The sequence below is a fragment of the Agrobacterium sp. A3-95 genome (assembly GCF_053521785.1).
On the sequence record NZ_JBNWDR010000007.1, the window covers coordinates 78,711 to 94,402 of the forward strand.

The following is a 15,692-nucleotide window of genomic DNA, read 5'->3' on the forward strand; positions in this document are numbered from 1 at the left end:
GGGCGGAGAAAGATGCCGGTGCCAGTCAGATGACGTGGGCGTTGTGCAGGGCAGTCAGCACCTCGTTCTTGAGGGTGGCGAGTTGCGGCGACCTTCTGTCGCGCGGGCGCGGCTCGTCCACTTCTATCCGCTGCTGGATACGGCCGTCATGGGCACCCATCATGTAAATGCGGTCACCGAGATAAAGCGCCTCGTCAATATCGTGGGTGACGAGCAGGAAGGAAATGCCGCGCTGTTCGACGAGTTTCAGGACAAGGTCCTGCAATTTCATCCGCGTGAAAGCATCGACCGCGCTGAAGGGTTCGTCGAGCAGCAAGATGCGCGGCCGGGTATAGAGCGCTCTTGCTATGGCGACACGCTGCGCCATGCCGCCTGAAAGGGCTTTCGGTAGCGCGTCGCCATGGCCGCTCAAGCCCACATCGTTGATCAGTCCTTCTACCCGCTCGACATCATATTTCTTGCCGGCCGCATAACCGATGTTTTCGGCAACTGTCAGCCACGGCATCAGGCGGGGTTCCTGAAAGACAAAGGCGATGGGCGGTGAGTCCGATGCCTGAACTTCCTTTGCCTGCTGAACCTTCACAGCGCCTGAGAAATGCCGGTCGAGGCCGGCGGCGATGCGCAGCAAGGTGCTTTTCCCGCACCCACTTGGTCCGAGAAGAACCGCCGCTTCACCATCGCCGAGCGTCAGGTGAATATCCTGAAGGACAACCGTGTCTCCGAAGGCTTTTTCGCGAACATCGACATTGAGCAAACTCATCGCAGGCGCCCTCCTTGCTGAAGGGGGTAAGTGTCGCGCCATCTGAGGCAACGTTCCTCGACTATCTTGAAGAGGCTGTCGGAAATCTTGCCGAGGACGGCAAGGCAGATAATCGCTATCATCACCAGATCGGGTCGGGAGAGTTCCCGCCCATCGGATAGCATGTAGCCGATGCCCTCGGAAGCCGCCAGAAGTTCCGCGGCGACAACGCTCAGCCAGGCCAGCGACAGGCCGTAACGCAAGCCCGTGAACAGATGTGGCAAAGAAGCGGGAATGAAAATCCGCCAAACCAGCACTGGCAGCGGCTGGCGATACATCTCGCCCACTTCCACCAACTTGCGGTCGACATTCCTGATGCCGGAGAAGAGGTTGAGATAAACAGGGAAAAACGCGCTTTTGGCGATCAGTACGATTTTCGAGGTTTCGCCAATGCCGAACCAGATCATCAGCAGCGGCACCCAGGCGAGGCTCGGAACCGCGCGTAGCGCCTGAAACGTCGGTTCAAGGTAACGCTCGGCGGCAACGACCAGCCCGACCAGCGAACCGACGAGGATTGCAAGAAGGGAGCCAATGACGAAGCCGACAAAGACACGGGCGGTACTGGCTGCGATATTCGTCCACAAACGACCCTCGGCGAGCCTTAGAAACGTGTCATAAAGCTCGGAGGGCGGCGGCAGCACGTAGGGGCTTACCCAGCCCACGCGCACAAAGAATTCCAGCAGCAACAATGAGCCGACCGGCACGATCGCGCCGCGCAGGTCGAACCGCCCAAAGAAATTTCCCACTCTTTGCACGAACGGCAGTCGGGAGGGGAGTTGTTTCGTAGTCTGCTTCACGCGCTGAAATTCGCGCGGATGAGAATTCATGCTCCCAGCGCCTTTTTCGCCGGTGCCGGATCGATCAGCGACGAAAGGACGCTGTCGACATTGACGCCAGGACGCAGCACATCGTCGCCAAGCAACGGGGTCACAATACGAATCGAGTTCAGCAGTTCCTCGCCTGGAACAGGATCCTTCCAGTCGCGCTTTTCGATCGTCAGCTTGGTGATCTGGGGATCGTTGCCGGTGACCTTCGTGACGAAATCGATGAATTCGCCGTTGTTTTCACGGATCCATCTTTGTGTCTCGACCCAGACACCGAGGAGGCGTTCGACCGCTTTCGGGTGTTTCGCCAGAAACTCCTCGGAAACGCTGAAGACGCTGCCGTCGCGCCAGCTACGCTCATCGAAAATCGCCCTGTCACCGGCAAGTTCTGCCTGGGATGTGTGTGGATCGATGCCGACCCATGCATCAACCTGTCCCTGCTGAAGCGCGTTGAATCCTTCCGGATGCTGCAGGTTCACGACCTTGAGGTCATCGATCGAAAGCTTGTTTTGGGCAAGGGCGCGCAGGAGGGTGAAATAGGGCGCGGTACCCTTGGTGACCGCAATGGTTTTGCCCTTGAGATCGGCGACGGTCTTGACCGGCGAATCCGGGCGAACCTGTATGATGGAAGAACCGCCCCAGCTTGCCACATAGATCACCTTCAGCGGCACACCATTGGCGCGGGCCAGAAACGCGGAAAGTGCTGCCGAACCGGCAAAATCCGTCGAGCCGACCTTCAGGAATTCGAGCGAATTGTTGCTTCCGCGGGATTGTACCCAGGTGATCTTGGTGCCGACATCCTTGAACGCTTCCTCAAGCCAGCCCTTGTTCTTTATCAGCAGCGTGTGTGAGGAGTAAAATCCCCAATCCAGCTTCAGCTCAGCAGGAAACTCCTGTGAGCTCTGGGCCAGCGCGCTGCCCGTGGCAAAGGGTGCTGCGAGAGCCCCGGCAATGCTGAGTTTCAGGATCTGGCGACGAGAATGTTTAGCCTTCATAATAGTGTACCTAATTTATGTAATTTGTGTATTTAAAGGGTATGGGCCGGCGTTTATGAGGTCAATCCAGCCTTCTGGAACCTCATGCCAAACTTCAGGTCGGGCGTGGAAAATCTCCCTACCGCTGGCCGGATCGGCGCGACGGCGCGTTATTCAGGGAAAAAACGATTGGCCGGGCGTTGCAAACCGAGATGATCGCGCAATGTCGTTCCCTCATAGTCCTTTCTAAACAGGCCGCGCCTTTGCAGTTCGGGCACAAGCAGGCTCGTGAAATCGTCAAGTCCGGCAGGCAGGAACGGGAAGGTGACGTTGAAGCCATCCGACCCCTCTTCGTATAGCCATTGTTCCATCTCGTCGGCGATGGTTTTTGCCGTGCCGACAAATGCGAGACCCCCATAGCCACCCAGCCGCTGCGCCAGCTGGCGCACCGTCAGCCCCTCGCTCCTTGCAAGTTCGATCACCCTCTCGCGGCTGGATTTGCTTGCATTTGTTTCGGGAATGTCAGGCAAGGGGCAATCGGGATCGAAACTCGAAGCATCGTGGCCGAGCGCAATCGAAAGCGAGGCTATCGCGCTTTCATAATGGACGAGGCTGTCGAGCCTGGCGCGTTTGGCCTTGGCTTCTTCCACGCTATCGCCGACCAGAACGAAAGCGCCCGGCAGGATGACAATGCCGTCGCGGGAACGGCCTGCCGCAACGGTTCTGTCCTTGACGTCCCTGTAGAACGCTTTTCCCGCCGCAAGCGTGGGTGTTGCCGCAAAAACGACCTCGGCAGTTTCGGCTGCGAGCTGGCGCCCCGGCTCTGAAGCCCCGGCCTGAACGATGACGGGCCAGCCCTGCACCGGACGCGCTATATTGAGCGGACCGCGCACGGAAAATTCCGGTCCCTTGTGATTAAGCACATGCATTTTTTCAGGGTCAAAGAACAACCCGCTATCGACATCCCGGAGAAAGGCATCATCGGAAAAGGAATCCCACAGCCCGGTAACGACGTCGTAAAATTCCCGCGCTCTTCCATAACGCTCCGTGTGGTCAGGCTGTTCGTCCCGGCCGAAATTAAGCGCCGCATCCGGATTCGCTGTGGTGACGATGTTCCAGCCGGCGCGACCATTGCTGAGGTGATCGAGTGAGGCGAAACGCCGCGCTACGTGGTAGGGCTCATCGAATGTTGTGGAGGCGGTGGCAACCAGCCCGATGCGGGAGGTGACGGCGGCGAGCGCCGAAAGCAGGGTGAAGGGTTCGAAAGACGTGACGGTATGGCTGCGGCGCAGTGCTTCCGTCGGCATGTTCAGCACCGCCAGATGATCGGCCATGAAAAATGCATCGAATTTCGCGGCTTCAAGCTGTTGCGCAAATCGCGCCAGATGGCCGAAATTGAAGTTCGCGTCCGGGAAGGATCCGGGATAACGCCACGCACCCGTGTGAAGACTGACGGGCCGCATGAAGGCGCCGAGGTGCAGTTTGCGATCGTTTGCCATTGGGCTTCACTCTTTCGTTGAAGTTTTGACCCGAGCGTTTTGTCTGTCGGCCGCCAAGGATCGAAGACCGGCTCGGTCCTCATCGCGACGATAGCCTTGCTGGCGGCTCTGTGCGGCAAAGACTATTGCGATTATGATTTCCAAACAGAAAGATTTTTCCTGAAATCATTCATTTCGCAAGATCGCTTTGCCTGCAACGGGTTTGCCTCATCGTGTTGACGTAATATCCGGCAGGCGATGTGCTTCCCGTGGTGATCGCCAAGCAAATTTCGACGTATTTCGCGCAATTATTCTAGTGAGAAAATGGCGCAAATTCAGAATATTGGTCGATATAGCTAATGTATTGGATGATTTCGAAATCGTAGTTCGAGATCGAAAACGTCGTTTGGAAATCCGGCGTGGTTGGGACACCCCCAAACCGCGCCGGACTGATCCGTGCTCAAACGTCCGCCATCAAACTGCCAGCAGCTTTTCGTTGCCGATGCGGGTTGTCTCAATGGCACCCTCCGTTTCGATGCGCTTGCCGGTGGCCGGATCGAAAAAGTGGAGATGGGCCGGGGGCAGTTCGAAGTGGATGCGCTGGCCGGGTTTGACCAACAGATCTTCGCCGATGGCTGCGGCGAAAGTTTCGCCGGCGATTTCCGCATGTACGATGCGGCCGGAACCCAGCTCTTCTACAAAGTCCACGGTTGCGGGCACGCCCGCACCCTCGATGCTGACCAGGCATTGTTCAGGGCGAATGCCGACTGTCACGTCGCGCCCGCGCAGCTCCAGCGCGGTCTCGGGGAAGAGTTTCACCGGCTGGCCGCCCAGCATGACGGATGGAGATTCGACCTCCACCCGCGTGTTGAACAGGTTCATCGCCGGTGAGCCGATGAAGGAGGCTACGAAGGTGCTGGCGGGGCGGTGATAGATATCGAGCGGATGACCGACCTGCTCCACATTGCCCTTGTTCATCACCACCAGCCGGTCGGCCAGCGTCATGGCTTCCACCTGATCATGGGTGACGAAGACGGAGGTGGCCGACAGGCGCTGGTGCAGTTTGCGGATTTCGGCGCGCATCGTCACACGCAGCTTTGCATCGAGGTTGGACAGCGGTTCATCGAACAGGAATACCTGCGGTTCGCGGATGATTGCGCGGGCCATGGCCACGCGCTGGCGCTGGCCACCGGAAAGGGCGGCAGGCTTGCGTTCGAGATAGTCGGAAAGGCCAACGATCTTGGCCGTTTCCTCGATGCGGCGCAGGCGCTCAGCCTTCGGAACGCCTGCGACCTTCAGCGCATAACCGATATTGCCTGATACCGTCATATGCGGATAAAGCGCGTAGTTCTGGAACACCATGGCGCAACCGCGCTCGCGCGGCTCCAGCGTGTTGACGACGCGCCCGCCAATGGCGATTTCACCCGACGTGATATCCTCCAGCCCGGCGATCATTCGCAGAAGTGTGGACTTGCCGCAGCCCGAGGGGCCGAGGATGACGACGAATTCGCCGGTTTCGAAAGTGAGATCCACGCCGTGCAGGGTCGGGGTCTTGCCATAGGATTTGCGGACCTGCCGAATATCGATCTGAGCCATGATATTAATAACCTTGTTGTTGAGAGCCACGCGTCGCGTCGTCACTTGTCGGATGACACGAGACCGCGCACGAACCAGCGTTGCAGGAACGCCACGACGAGAAGCGGCGGCATGATGATGATTAGGGAACCGGCAAGCGTGACGTTCCAGTCCGGCGTGCCGTCCTCCGAAGGCAAAAGGGCACGCAACGACATCATCACCGTCTTGTAGGAGGGATCGGTGACCATCAGCAGCGGCCACAGATACTGGTTCCACGAGGAGACGAAGAGAATGGTGGTGAGGGCCAGCATGTTGGTGCGCGAGAGCGGCAGCAGCACGTCGAAAAAGAAACGCACGGGGCCGGAGCCATCCATGCGCGCCGCCTCCGCAAGTTCATCAGGCAGGGTCATGAAAAACTGCCGGTAGAGAAAGGTGCCGGTGGCCGTGGCGACAAGCGGCAGCGACAGGCCCGCATAGGAATTCAGCAGGTTCCATTCGATGTTGACTTCGACACCGCTCACCAGCGCTATAAGGTAACGGAACGGCTGGAACACATCCGCTGCCACGGCATAGGTCGGAACGGCGCGAATTTCGAGCGGCAGCATCAGCGTGATGAAGACGGACCAGAAAAACAGGTGTTTCAGCGGCGAGCGGAAAAACACGATGGCGAAGGCGGTCAGAGCGGAAAGGGCTACCTTGCCCGCTGTGACGAGCGAGGCCATCACCAGGCTGTTGAACATGGCGTTGCCCAGATTGGCGCGGTTCCAGGCGGTGCTGAGATTTTTGAAAAGCTCGCCCTGCGGCATGAAGCTGAAGGGCGTGTGGTTCACCTGCTGCACCGTCTGGCTGGCGCCTGCCAATACCACGATGAAGGGGCCGATAAGAAGCAGAAGTCCCGCGACCATGACCACATAGGTAAAGGCGTCGGCATAGGGCGTGCGCTGTATCATCTCTCAGGCCTCACTTGTAATGGACGCGCCGCTCGATGAAGCGGAACTGGATGAAGGTGAAGACCATGATGAGGCCGATGAGGACGATGGTTTGTGCCGAGGCGCCGGAATAGTTCAGCCCTTCGAAGGCCTCGGTGACGATGCGGTAAACCATCACATCGGTGGCGCGGTTGGGGCCGCCCGCTGTCAGCGAATGCACGATGCCGAACGTGTCCTGGCCGACGAAACCCTCGGTCATCATCGTCACCATCAGGAAGAACAGCGTGGGTGCGAGCAACGGCACCTGAATGTCTATGGCGCGGCGGATCGGGCCGGAGCCATCCATCGCCGCAGCTTCCGTCAGCGAACGGGGCACGGATTGCAGGCCGGCAAACAGGAAGATGAAGGTGTAGCCCGCCCATTTCCAGATAAAGATGGCGATGACGAGCGCCAGTGCATGTTCGCCGTATTTCGCCGGGTTCCAGATATCTGGCCAGGCGGCGTTGAGTGAAGCGGCCAACCCGCGTTCCGGCGACAGGATGAAGCGGAAGGCCATGCCTGCGGCGGGACCTGCGATGGCGAAGGGCAGGATATACAGAACCCGGAAAAATCCGGAGCCGGGAAGCTGGCGGTCGACGGAGAGCGCCAGGGTGAGGCCGATGAGGATGGCGACGAAGGGGCCGACGGTCGCGAAGATCAGGCTGACGGTAACGGAATGCCAGTAGAATGGATCAGAAAAGACTTCCTGGAAATTGGCGAAACCAACGAATTCTGCCGCGCCGCCGAAGGGCGGCTGGAGGGTGAAGGCCCAGTTGATCACCGCCGCCACGGGCCAGTAGAAGAACAGGAGGATCAGTGCCAGCTGCGGCAATGCGAACAGCAGCGGCAACCATGTGCTTTTGAAAACGGCGCGCTTTTCCATGAAATATCCGAAACAGAAAATGGCATTAAGGGTTTGCCCGCGCGGAGACGGGCAAACCCAGGCGAAAAGGACCGCTTAGTTCAGCTTGGCGCCGGCATAGGTCTTTTCGAAGCGGCGCAGGCCGGCATTCGAGCGCTCGACAGCCTTGTCGAGTTCGGTCTGAATATCGGCGTTCTGCATGAAGATGGCTTCGAGCGAGGTCGAGACTTCCTTGCGGATCTGCGTGAAGCCGCCGAGGCGGATGCCGCGGGTATATTCGGACGGCGGCGTAAACGTGAGGCTTTCGATTGCCTTTTCACGGCCCTTGTAGGGCGCCTTGTCGTAGAAGCCGTTGGCCTTCATGGCGTCGAAGCCGGTCTTGGTGACCGGGATGTAGCCGGTAACGGTCGACCACCACTCAACCATATTAGGCTGCGCGATGAAGTTCAGGAATGCGGCCGCACCCTTGTATTCAGCTTCCGGACGACCAGCCATGACCCAGAGCGAAGCGCCGCCAACCAGCGAGTTGTGGCGCTCGGTGCCCTTCCAGATCGGCAGCATGGCGACGTCCCACTTCACGCCCTCAGGCATGGTCTTGCCGACGGTGCCATGGCCGGCAATCGAGGACATGAACATCTGGCAGGTCTGCGAGGTGAAAGCGGGCAGGATGTCCATGCCGAGCTGCTTGGTCTTGACGACGAACAGCTTCTCGTCCTGCATCTTCTTGAAGAATTTGACCTGATCAACGAACTTCGTCTTGTTGATCGTCAGTTCGGCGTCGAGGCCCTGATAACCGTTGCCCTTGGTGGCGATTGGCTGGTTGTGGATGGCAGAGAACTGTTCCATCAGCATCCAGGTGTCGAAATTAAAGGCCAGCGGGCATTCGAAACCGGCCGTCTTGAGCTTCCGGGCGGCTTCTTCAACCTGTTCCCATGTGTCGGGCTTGAAGGTGATGCCGGCTTTTTCGAAAGCGGTGACATTGTAATAGAAGACCGCGGTGGAGGAATTATAGGGGAAGGAGTTCAGCTCGCCGTCAGCCGTTGCATAATAATTGGCAATGCCGGGGAAATAGTTGTTCCAGTCGATCTTGTAGCCGTTGTCGGCCATCAGCTTCTTGGCGGGAACGAAAGCCTTGGACAACATCATGTCCAGCGTGCCGGCATCGTAGATCTGGGTAATGGCGGGCTGCTTCTTGGCGCGGTAGGCGGCAATGGTGTTCTGCAGCGTGGCGTCGTAGTCGTTCTGCGACGTGCAGACGATTTCGAATTCAGCCTGGGAGTCGTTGAACTTCTTGCAGGTTTCCTGAACGCGGTCGCCGAGATCGCCGGAAAGGCCGTGCCAAAATTCGAATTTGGTCTTTTCTGCGTGGGCAGCCGTGGCGCCGAAGGCGGCGGCAATGGCAACGCCTGCCACGAAAGAGGTCAGAGCGGAAGATTTCATAAGTTGAGCCCCGTTGATGGAGTAATGGCATGACCGGCGAGGACGTCACGTCCCCAACACGAAGCCACGGGCTCTGCTAGCAGCCGTCTTTGACGGATCGCTTACACTTTGTTGAACGTTTTGTGATGAGTGAAGGTACAGGCACGCATAGGCGTCCAGGGAAAATCAGATAAACGGGTTTTATCTGATTTTCCGTTGTTTTTCAGTTCTTTACTTAAAATGTCTTTCTTCGCTACTTTTCGCTGAATGACTTGTTAGCATCAACCTCGACGTGCCGCTTCGATGGTGGCGACGTCGATTTTCTTCATATCCATCATTGCCGCGAAGGCACGTTTGGCCTCGGCGCCGCCGGCGGACATTGCTTCCATCAGCACCCGCGGGGTGATCTGCCAGGAGATGCCCCATCGGTCCTTGCACCAGCCGCAGGCACTTTCTTCTCCGCCGTTGCCGACGATGGCATTCCAGTATCGGTCCGTCTCTTCCTGATCCTCAGTCGAAATCTGGAACGAGAAAGCCTCGGTGTGCTTGAATGTCGGCCCACCGTTGAGGCCGATACAGGAGACGCCTGCCACCGTGAATTCCACCATCAGCACGTCCCCCTCCTTGCCGGAGGGGAAATCGCCCGGCGCCCGATAGACGGAATTGACGGTGCTGTCGGGAAAGGTCTCGGCATAAAATCTGGCTGCGGCCTCGGCATCCCTATCGTACCAGATGCAGATCATGTTCTTCTTCACGGCGTGTTCCTCCCAAAAGAAAGCCCCATTCGGTAAACAATGTCGCCATGCGCCGATCGTTCCGAAAGGAGGCGGGAAGGTGCAATTTTGCAAAGGAATAAAGGTTGTGCGTCATGACGGTGCCGGCGCGATGATCAAACACGACGCGCATGGATATTTAAATCCAGCGCCTCACCCTTCGGCGATAGGCATCATGCCGGGCCCAGCCGCGCCCGTTCTGAAGAATAAATATGAAACAATGTCTCTTTGTAACGTGAAGCGCGTGCTTGACCCAATATGCAGATTTTTGCGGCAGGAAGACGCGTATTGCCCAAATTTCGCCCTTACCATCAACTCGCGTGATCAACGTCAAGATTATCCTTAAATATTATTTAATAATGTAATCATATTGTTGGTGAACGATTTTCAGTAGAAACTGTCCAGCTGCCATCGGAGGATCGCGCGTGAGTTTTCTTGATCGTGGTGCCAATGCTTTCGCGGTTCTTGCCGCGCTCTCCAAATCTCAAGCCATCATCGAATTTGATATGGCCGGAAAGATTCTCGCCGCCAACGAGAATTTCTGTCGTGCGCTCGGTTACGAGCTGGCGGAAATAGTCGGCAGACATCACAGCATGTTCGTTGAACCTGAAGTCGTGTCATCGCAGGACTACAAGGCCTTCTGGTCAAAGCTTTCGGCCGGCCAGTTCGATCAGCGGCAGTACAAGCGCATTGGCAAGGGTGGCAGGGAAGTCTGGATCGAGGCCTCCTATAATCCGGTGTATCGTCGCGGCAAGCCGGTGAAAGTGGTCAAGATCGCCACGGATATTACCGAGCGCAAGCTGAAGGCGGCGGAAGATGCGGGCAAGATCGACGCCCTGTCGCGGGCGCAGGCCATCATCGAGTTCTCTCCTAACGGCGAGGTCCTGACGGCCAACGAGAATTTTCTGGCGGCGCTCGGCTATTCGCTCGCCGAGGTGCAGGGAAGGCATCATTCGATGTTCTGCGAACCCGCCTACACACAGTCCCCGCAATATGCGCAATTCTGGAAAAGGCTTGCCGGCGGCGATCTGGTGGCGGATGAATTCATGCGGCTTGGCAAGGGCGGTCGCAAGGTTTTCATTCAGGCCTCCTATAATCCGATCTTCGATTTGTCCGGCAAGGTGTTCAAGGTCGTCAAATTTGCCACCGACGTGACTGGACGTGTTGAAAATGTCGAAAAGCTCGCGCAGTCCCTGACCAATCTGGCTGACGGTGATCTTTCGCAGAGCATCGACAAACCCTTTATCCCCTCGCTTGAAAGATTGCGGTCCGACTTCAACGCAGCCTCGAAAAAGCTCAAGAAGGCCATGACGCTGGTCTCTGAAAATGCCGGCGCCATTTCTTCGGGGTCAAATGAAATAAGATCCGCGGCCGACGATCTCGCCAGACGTACGGAACAGCAGGCCGCCTCTATCGAGGAGACGGCTGCGGCCCTCGAGGAGATCACCACCACCGTCAATGATTCAAGCCGCCGGGCGGAAGAGGCTGGAAAAATCGTCGGCCGTGCCCGCGACCACGCCGAACATTCAGGTCAGGTTGTGCGCGATGCGATCAGTGCCATGGACCAGATCGAAAAATCGTCGCGTGAGATTTCGAATATTATCGGCGTTATCGACGAGATTGCCTTTCAGACCAATCTGCTTGCGCTGAATGCAGGCGTGGAAGCTGCCCGCGCAGGCGAAGCAGGCAAGGGTTTTGCCGTGGTTGCGCAGGAAGTTCGCGAACTTGCGCAACGCTCGGCGACTGCCGCAAAGGAAATCAAGAGCCTGATCAACGCGTCTGGCACGCAGGTTGAAAACGGCGTTGGCCTTGTTACCAAAGCGGGCTCTGCCTTGCAGGAAATCGCGGAACAGGTGCGCGACATCAACACCAATGTCGTAGCGATCGTCGATGCCGCGCGCGAACAGTCGACCGCGCTCGCCGAGATAAATCAGGCGGTCAACACCGTTGACCAGGGAACGCAGCAGAATGCCGCGATGGTTGAGGAGCAGACGGCTGCCAGCCACAGCCTTGCACGGGAAGCGGCAGCGTTGTTTGAGCTTTTAGGGCAATTCCGGTTCGATGACGCATCGCACTCGACATCGTCGTCGCGGAGCGGCTTCGAGCAGCAGGCTACCTTTGCCACTCCGCGTCGCCCGGCATCCCGCCCGCTTGCGGTGCGCGGTTCCGCTGCAGTCGCCGTCGAACATGAGGATTGGCAGGACTTCTAAGCACACAAGATGGCCTTGCCGACGCGGAAATGCGACCTTTATTCTGGACGCATGGAAGCCTCGGCAAGGCCCAAACCGAAGCTTCCATTGAAGAAGAGCCGTAGGTCTGGGCATATCTTGCAGAATGCCTGATAATCGGCGTATCGGGCGTGGGATTTGCGGGGAGTTTTGCTTGGCGGGGATATCGACACGCTGCGTGAGTCTTGCTCTGTGGTTGCTGGCGCTTGCCAGTGGCACGACCGGGGCCGAGGAGAAGGCCGATGGCAAAGTCTCCTGCACCTACACCCATGATGTCGCGCCGGAATTGTGCATCCGTGTCGAAAGCTACAATAACGACCTGTGTCACGCCATCGAGGTTCTGGCCGGGCGCCACGCCGTTCCGCCGGATTATTTCGCCCGGCTCATCTGGCGGGAAAGCCTGTTCCGGGCCAATGCGGTCAGCCCGAAGGGCGCGGAAGGCATAGCACAGTTCATGCCTGGAACCGCAAAGCTGCGCGGTCTCAAAGACAGCTTCAACATAATCGCCGCACTCGAGGCCTCTTCCCGGTATCTGTCCGAGCTGAATACGCAGTTTGGCAATTTCGGTCTCGCCGCCGCAGCTTATAATGCGGGCGAGGCGGGATTGCGGAATTTTATCGCGACCGGTCGGCTGCCGACGGAAACCCGGGATTATGTGTTTGCGATAACGGGATATCCGGTTGAGAAATGGAAGGACAATCCGCCGGAAAAGGCGGCCCCGGCATTGGATGAGACCCGCTCCTTCATCGATGCCTGTCTGCGTCTGGCCGATACGCGAACGATGAACGATCCTGTCCTCATCTCGTCGGCCGACTGGGCGCCCTGGGGCGTGCAGCTTGCCGCGCATTATAATCCGGCGGTGGCGAACCGGCTTTTTACCCGCGCCATTGGCCAACTATCCGGGCCGCTTAATGCCGAGCGGGCTTTGATCGTGCGGCAGCGAGGCGGCAATTTCGGTTCGCGCCCGCGTTATGCCGCCCGCATCGGCCGCAATACACGCGCCCAGGCCAACGAGCTTTGCGGCGAAATCCGCCAGGCCGGCATTCCCTGCACCGTGTTCCGCAACAGATGAGAACACCTGTATGACCCTGTCGATCATAACAAGTTGATCAGCATCTGGGTCGCACCTCCTTTCAGAGCAAAATTATCGAGCCTAGATTGCAACGCTGACGACGGAACGTGTCGGCTGATGGTATTCTGTGAGGGAAGAAAACTGAAAATGAGATGGCTTGAAACGGGATGTCTGGTCGGCGTGCTGGCCGCCATTTCTGGGTGCGCCACGACCGGGCAGACGGACGCATCGCAAACGGTGGCGAGCCTCGTGGGCCAGCCCCTGGATGCGGCTATCGCCAGACTCGGCCGTCCTAACAAGGTGATCATCGACAAGGGCGCGACGGAATCCTATTGGCTGAAGGTGGATGTTGAGACCTATGCCGGCCTCTCCAACAAGCGGGAAATCCGCACCTTGAACGGGCAGGTGCGGATATCGGAAACGGAAGGCATGAAGATCAAGGAGCATCGCCGCGACTGCATCATCAAGATCACCGCGGATCCCGCTTCCACCATCAAGACCAGCGAAATCATCGGCAATCCGGCCAATTGCGAGAACATTATCAATCGCCCAAACACCTGAGGCGGTCGCATTCGAGACTGTTACATCGCTTCGAACGACCGAACCACCGTAAGAGGTGGATTGTGGGCGATCTCCTAATATGCGACCATTCGTGCCGGAGGATGCGTGCATGGTATCGACGCTGTCGCATATACGAGAGATCGAACGTGTCGGCATGGGCGCGGTCAGCCCCCGTGATACGCCGGTCATCCAGTCCTGGCTGCGCTGCCTCAATGACTACAAGCTCGACCCAACGATCGCGCAGGAAGCCTATATCGTGCCCGAGCTGAAGCTTCGGGAGCATCGCGAGCAGGCCGAGGAGCTCATCCGTATCGGCCGCTCCGGTCTCGAAGCCCTGTTCAACCAGATTGCCGAGCAGAATTACGTCCTGTTGCTGTCGGATGCCCGCGGCGTTACCGTCGATTTCATGGGCGACCCGACCTTCGACAACCAGTTGCGGAGGGCGGGGCTTTACCTTGGCTCGGAATGGTCGGAAAACCGGGCCGGCACCTGCGCTGTTGGCGCCTGCCTCGTTTCCGGCGAGCCGGTGATCATCCATCAGGATGACCATTTCGATACCAGCCATATCGGGCTGACCTGCACTGCGGCGCCCGTCTTCGATACGCTCGGCGATCTCACCGCCGTGCTCGACATTTCCCAGCTGCGCTCGCCGACGGCCAAGGCCAGCCAGCAACTGGCGCTGCATCTCGTTGCCTCCACCGCGCGGCGCATCGAGCTTGCCAATCTCATGACCCGCACCCGCAATGACTGGGTGTTGCGTCTTGCCCGTTCACCTGAGTTTCTTGACGTCGATCCGGATGCGGCGATCGCCCTTGATGGCAGCGGACGTATCACCGGCATGACCCATGGTGGCTTCGGGGCGCTGGCGCGCTCCATGAACATGCACGGCCTTGCCACCCGCGATTTTCTCGGCCAGCCGATTTCCTCGGTCTTCGATATCGATGTGGACGACCTGCCGCGCTTTATGCGCGGGCGGCCGAATGGCGAGCGGCTTTTGCGCGCCCGCAACGGTCTGGTGCTTTTTGCCAGCGCGATCGCGCCCGCCGTCAGCATTCGCGCTCCTGTCACGCCTGAGCCACGCTTGCCGCGAGCGCTGAGGGACATGAGCAACGGCGATCCGGCGATGGAAAAGGTGCAGGCACGGGCAGCAAAGCTTGCCGCCCGCGATATTCCCATCCTCATTCAGGGTGAGACGGGCAGCGGCAAGGAATATCTGGCACGGGCGATCCATGACAGCTGCAACAGCGACGGTAATTTCGTTGCCGTCAATTGTGCGGCAATCCCGGAGCATCTGATCGAATCCGAATTGTTCGGTTACACACCCGGTGCCTTCACCGGCGCCAGCCAGAAGGGCAAGCGCGGTCTCATCGAGGAGGCAAGTGGCGGCACTTTGTTCCTGGATGAGATTGGCGACATGCCGCTCTCTCTTCAAAGCCGCCTGTTGCGCGTGCTTTCGGAAAACGAGGTGCAGCCGGTTGGCGCATTGAAAGCCAAGCCGGTGCGTCTGAGAGTACTGTCCGCATCGCACCGCGATCTTGCCGAGCTGGTGAAGGAAGGCCGTTTCCGGCAGGACCTCTATTATCGCCTGAACGCCGCAACGGTGACGCTGCCGGCGCTGCGGGAGCGCGAGGATCTCGGCTGGCTGATCGATCAGTTTCTCCGCCGCATCGAGAAGGAAAACGGCGAGACCTACAGGATCGATAAGGCGGCACGGGCAATTCTGCTTGACCATGACTGGCCGGGCAATCTGCGCGAACTCTTCAATGCACTGCGGGTTGCAGCCGCGCTTTCCGATGGCGGCAAGATCGATCCGGGTAGCCTGCCTGAACACCTCTTTGCCGAAGTCGCCACCGATGATGCTTTGCGCGATGACGACGATCTGCGCCGGGCGCTGAAGGACTGCGGCAACAACGTCTCGGCGCTGGCGCGAAGCCTCGGCGTCAACCGCTCCACCATTCACCGCCGTCTCAAACGCCTGAATTGACTGCGTCCGAACCGGTGCGACCATTGCAACACCTGTTGCACGGAACCTGTTGCATTCTGCCGGCGAGCCTAAGAGCTGAATTTGTAACCAATTGAAAATACGTCAAGATATGGCGCAAGCCATTCTGGCATGCCGCTTGCTGATCCTTCTGTGCAAGAACTACAGGAGGAAATGC

At 58.4% G+C, this 15,692-nt stretch carries 14 protein-coding genes; 4 read left to right on the forward strand and 10 right to left on the reverse strand.

Features of this window, described 5'->3' with window-relative positions; translation table 11 throughout:
• Nucleotides 1-25: 25 nt before the first annotated feature.
• The 10 genes from ACQZ5Y_RS18460 to ACQZ5Y_RS18505 form a co-directional block, all read right to left on the reverse strand.
• Nucleotides 26-760 (reverse strand): ABC transporter ATP-binding protein, encoded by a 735-nt coding sequence (locus ACQZ5Y_RS18460; protein ID WP_019566446.1) that lies wholly within the window; start codon nucleotides 758-760, stop codon nucleotides 26-28.
• Nucleotides 757-1,626 carry an ABC transporter permease gene (locus ACQZ5Y_RS18465; RefSeq protein ID WP_174059967.1) on the reverse strand — a complete coding sequence of 290 codons (870 nt, stop codon included), beginning with the start codon at nucleotides 1,624-1,626 and terminating at the stop codon, nucleotides 757-759. The genes ACQZ5Y_RS18460 and ACQZ5Y_RS18465 overlap by 4 nt, the downstream gene beginning before the upstream one ends.
• Entirely contained in the window at nucleotides 1,623-2,618 is a 996-nt protein-coding gene (locus ACQZ5Y_RS18470; RefSeq protein ID WP_019566444.1) for an aliphatic sulfonate ABC transporter substrate-binding protein, read from the reverse strand. The genes ACQZ5Y_RS18465 and ACQZ5Y_RS18470 overlap by 4 nt, the downstream gene beginning before the upstream one ends.
• Nucleotides 2,619-2,767: 149 nt before the next feature.
• Nucleotides 2,768-4,096: an LLM class flavin-dependent oxidoreductase gene (locus ACQZ5Y_RS18475; RefSeq protein WP_019566443.1), complete on the reverse strand. Its 1,329-nt coding sequence runs from the start codon at nucleotides 4,094-4,096 to the stop codon at nucleotides 2,768-2,770.
• Nucleotides 4,097-4,549: 453 nt separating this feature from the next.
• Nucleotides 4,550-5,671, reverse strand: a complete 1,122-nt coding sequence (locus ACQZ5Y_RS18480; protein WP_174059966.1) for a sn-glycerol-3-phosphate import ATP-binding protein UgpC — start codon at nucleotides 5,669-5,671, stop codon at nucleotides 4,550-4,552.
• Between the two features lie 41 nt (nucleotides 5,672-5,712).
• Nucleotides 5,713-6,600, reverse strand: coding sequence for an ABC transporter permease subunit (locus ACQZ5Y_RS18485; RefSeq protein WP_003517820.1), 888 nt, complete (start codon nucleotides 6,598-6,600; stop codon nucleotides 5,713-5,715).
• A gap of 10 nt (nucleotides 6,601-6,610) precedes the next feature.
• Nucleotides 6,611-7,501 carry a carbohydrate ABC transporter permease gene (locus tag ACQZ5Y_RS18490; protein WP_003517818.1) on the reverse strand — a complete coding sequence of 297 codons (891 nt, stop codon included), beginning with the start codon at nucleotides 7,499-7,501 and terminating at the stop codon, nucleotides 6,611-6,613.
• A gap of 75 nt (nucleotides 7,502-7,576) precedes the next feature.
• Nucleotides 7,577-8,920 (reverse strand): extracellular solute-binding protein, encoded by a 1,344-nt coding sequence (locus ACQZ5Y_RS18495; RefSeq protein ID WP_174059965.1) that lies wholly within the window; start codon nucleotides 8,918-8,920, stop codon nucleotides 7,577-7,579.
• A gap of 260 nt (nucleotides 8,921-9,180) precedes the next feature.
• Nucleotides 9,181-9,654 carry a VOC family protein gene (locus tag ACQZ5Y_RS18500; protein WP_026330970.1) on the reverse strand — a complete coding sequence of 158 codons (474 nt, stop codon included), beginning with the start codon at nucleotides 9,652-9,654 and terminating at the stop codon, nucleotides 9,181-9,183.
• Nucleotides 9,620-9,805, reverse strand: a complete 186-nt coding sequence (locus tag ACQZ5Y_RS18505) for a hypothetical protein (protein ID WP_019566439.1) — start codon at nucleotides 9,803-9,805, stop codon at nucleotides 9,620-9,622. The genes ACQZ5Y_RS18500 and ACQZ5Y_RS18505 overlap by 35 nt, the downstream gene beginning before the upstream one ends.
• Nucleotides 9,806-10,097: 292 nt before the next feature.
• On the opposite strand from ACQZ5Y_RS18505, the gene ACQZ5Y_RS18510 reads away from it, so the two are divergent.
• From ACQZ5Y_RS18510 to ACQZ5Y_RS18525, 4 genes are all read left to right on the forward strand, one after another.
• Nucleotides 10,098-11,882 carry a methyl-accepting chemotaxis protein gene (locus ACQZ5Y_RS18510; protein ID WP_003517811.1) on the forward strand — a complete coding sequence of 595 codons (1,785 nt, stop codon included), beginning with the start codon at nucleotides 10,098-10,100 and terminating at the stop codon, nucleotides 11,880-11,882.
• A gap of 196 nt (nucleotides 11,883-12,078) precedes the next feature.
• Nucleotides 12,079-12,972: a lytic transglycosylase domain-containing protein gene (locus tag ACQZ5Y_RS18515; protein WP_026330969.1), complete on the forward strand. Its 894-nt coding sequence runs from the start codon at nucleotides 12,079-12,081 to the stop codon at nucleotides 12,970-12,972.
• Between the two features lie 147 nt (nucleotides 12,973-13,119).
• Nucleotides 13,120-13,533 (forward strand): hypothetical protein, encoded by a 414-nt coding sequence (locus ACQZ5Y_RS18520; RefSeq protein ID WP_019566437.1) that lies wholly within the window; start codon nucleotides 13,120-13,122, stop codon nucleotides 13,531-13,533.
• A gap of 109 nt (nucleotides 13,534-13,642) precedes the next feature.
• Complete coding sequence (locus ACQZ5Y_RS18525) at nucleotides 13,643-15,517, forward strand: sigma-54-dependent Fis family transcriptional regulator (RefSeq protein ID WP_019566436.1); 1,875 nt, start codon at nucleotides 13,643-13,645, stop codon at nucleotides 15,515-15,517.
• The last annotated feature ends 175 nt before the right edge of the window (nucleotides 15,518-15,692 follow it).

What these genes read in the sequence shown, in the direction of transcription:
- ACQZ5Y_RS18460 (WP_019566446.1), bottom strand. Translation starts at nt 760, where the DNA reads ATGAGTTTGCTCAATGTCGATGTTCGCGAAAAAGCCTTCGGAGACACG.
- ACQZ5Y_RS18465 (WP_174059967.1), bottom strand. Translation starts at nt 1,626, where the DNA reads ATGAATTCTCATCCGCGCGAATTTCAGCGCGTGAAGCAGACTACGAAA.
- ACQZ5Y_RS18470 (WP_019566444.1), bottom strand. Translation starts at nt 2,618, where the DNA reads ATGAAGGCTAAACATTCTCGTCGCCAGATCCTGAAACTCAGCATTGCC.
- ACQZ5Y_RS18475 (WP_019566443.1), bottom strand. Translation starts at nt 4,096, where the DNA reads ATGGCAAACGATCGCAAACTGCACCTCGGCGCCTTCATGCGGCCCGTC.
- ACQZ5Y_RS18480 (WP_174059966.1), bottom strand. Translation starts at nt 5,671, where the DNA reads ATGGCTCAGATCGATATTCGGCAGGTCCGCAAATCCTATGGCAAGACC.
- ACQZ5Y_RS18485 (WP_003517820.1), bottom strand. Translation starts at nt 6,600, where the DNA reads ATGATACAGCGCACGCCCTATGCCGACGCCTTTACCTATGTGGTCATG.
- ACQZ5Y_RS18490 (WP_003517818.1), bottom strand. Translation starts at nt 7,501, where the DNA reads ATGGAAAAGCGCGCCGTTTTCAAAAGCACATGGTTGCCGCTGCTGTTC.
- ACQZ5Y_RS18495 (WP_174059965.1), bottom strand. Translation starts at nt 8,920, where the DNA reads ATGAAATCTTCCGCTCTGACCTCTTTCGTGGCAGGCGTTGCCATTGCC.
- ACQZ5Y_RS18505 (WP_019566439.1), bottom strand. Translation starts at nt 9,805, where the DNA reads ATGCGCGTCGTGTTTGATCATCGCGCCGGCACCGTCATGACGCACAAC.
- ACQZ5Y_RS18520 (WP_019566437.1), top strand. Translation starts at nt 13,120, where the DNA reads ATGAGATGGCTTGAAACGGGATGTCTGGTCGGCGTGCTGGCCGCCATT.
- ACQZ5Y_RS18525 (WP_019566436.1), top strand. Translation starts at nt 13,643, where the DNA reads ATGGTATCGACGCTGTCGCATATACGAGAGATCGAACGTGTCGGCATG.